This is a genomic window from Bifidobacterium ruminantium DSM 6489 (assembly GCF_000770925.1).
Taxonomy (GTDB): Bacteria; Actinomycetota; Actinomycetes; order Actinomycetales; family Bifidobacteriaceae; genus Bifidobacterium; species Bifidobacterium ruminantium.
The window spans coordinates 1-614 of record NZ_JDTK01000058.1 but is presented as its reverse complement, the minus strand read 5'-3'; the positions used below and the strand labels follow the sequence as shown (position 1 = coordinate 614).

General features: G+C 40.1%; 1 protein-coding gene. It reads left to right on the top strand.

Annotated elements, in window-relative coordinates; translation table 11 throughout:
• Positions 1-231: hypothetical protein (locus OU26_RS10385; RefSeq protein WP_206537855.1), on the top strand; the 231-nt coding region annotated here is incomplete at its 5' end.
• Positions 232-614 lie beyond the last annotated feature (383 nt).

Sequence of the window (614 nt, the reverse complement as noted above, 5' to 3'; positions counted from 1 at the left end):
AAACTGTATCATGCACATCCTGTGCTATCTGTAATCATTGTTGTACTCGTTATAGCGTTGCTCCCATTACTATTCACATTAGCAAATGCTGTGCTTACAGCATTGCTTGGAATGGCACTGCTTATGACTGTATGTTATGCGCTCATAAGATTCTTCGCGAATGCTTGTAAACCTGATGATTTGAATATGGATGATACCGCGCAAAAACAGGACAAAAATACAGAAAAGTGAACGAATAAAATTTCGCTGAAAATCGATGCCGTCCACAGACCGCAATATTGCGTTCTCTGTGGACGGCCATTTTAATTTGAAACGCGAAAAATGGCATTTCCGGACAGGTATACACGAACTTATGAAAATCGCGCTGAAAATCGATGTGAGCGCAAAACCATACAGTGTACCGAATGTGAAAATATGTAATTGTAAAACGCGCTTAAACGGCGTTCTAACGGCTTACAATCATGATTGCGATAACTCATTCGTATAATCACTGAAATCGCGTTAAAACCGCCTTAAAACGCATTCTAACGGCTTATTAGCGTGAATGCTATAACTTATTCGAATATTCGGTTAAAACGCGCTTAAACGGCGTTCTAATGCGTCATGGATGCATG